General features: G+C 64.4%; 1 protein-coding gene and 1 pseudogene. Both read left to right on the top strand.

Translation table 11 applies throughout. The features are described 5' to 3' along the window. A pseudogene (locus U1700_RS15430) lies at positions 1–227 on the top strand (class I SAM-dependent methyltransferase); the annotation flags it as partial. 106 nt (positions 228–333) lie between these two features. Beyond that, a protein-coding gene (locus U1700_RS15425) for an IS5 family transposase (protein WP_332753540.1) occupies positions 334–1,021 on the top strand; the annotation gives its coding sequence in 2 pieces (ribosomal slippage) (positions 334–652 and positions 652–1,021; 689 coding nt annotated over the 2 pieces). This gene is flagged as partial in the annotation.

Here is a 1,021-nt window from a genome sequence, read left to right as displayed (position 1 = left end):
CCGCGCGCGTCTCCTTCGACTATGTGGTGGGAGAAGGCCGCGATCCGCTCGAGGATGCGCTGTCCTTCCTGTCGAAGATCGGTCCCGCCGCGCGCGCCTTGGCGCAGGCCGCGCCGCCGGAGCGCGAACGCCTCCTGAACGCTCTTGGCACCCGGCTCGCGGAATATCGGGTCGGCGATCGGATCACGCTGCCCGCAACGGCCTGGATCTGGCAGGCGACGGCTTAGACCGGATCGACATCCACGCTATTCCTCCCCTTCTAGGCGGCGTCTGCATTTAGTAGATTCCGTTTGCTGCTGATTTCTGATTCAAGGCTGTCGAAGGGGGCATGCCATGAGCAGACGGACGCTGACGGACGAGCAATGGGAACGGATCGCGGGGTATCTTCCCGGCCGGGAGGGGACGCGGGGCCGTAGCGGCGTGGACAATCGGCTGTTTGTGGACGCGATTCTGTGGATGGCGTGCAATGCGGCGCGCTGGCGTGACCTGCCGGAGGTGTTCGGCAAGTGGACAGGAGTGCATGCTCGGTTCCGGCGTTGGTCGCATGCCGGTGTATGGGAACGGCTTTTCCATAGCCTGGCGGACACGCCGGACTTCGAATATGTCCTGATCGACAGCACTATCTCGAAGGTTCACGCCGATGCGAGTGGCGCAAAAGGGGGGCTCAGGCTGCCGCGATCGGGCGGTCTCGGGGTGGCCTGACGACCAAGCTGCATGCGGCTGTCGACGCCATCGGCTTGCCGATCCGCATCCATCCGACACCCGGGCAGTGGGGTGATCGTCCGCAAGCCGAGACGCTGCTGGCAGGCTTGAAGGGCATCGGCCACGTCATCGCCGATGCCGCTTACGATGCCGATCCGCTACGCACCTTCATCGCCGACGACCTGGGCGCAACTGCCCACATCAAGGCCAATCCCAGCCGAACCGCCAAGCCCGTCATCGACTGGCGCCTCTACAAGGAGCGTCATCAGGTCGAGTGCTTCTTCAACAAGCTCAAGCGCTTCCGTCGTATCGCCCTCCG

This window comes from Sphingomonas sp. RB1R13 (genome assembly GCF_036663775.1).
Lineage (GTDB): Bacteria > Pseudomonadota > Alphaproteobacteria > Sphingomonadales > Sphingomonadaceae > Sphingomicrobium.
This window is presented reverse-complemented; position numbering and strand designations above follow the sequence as displayed.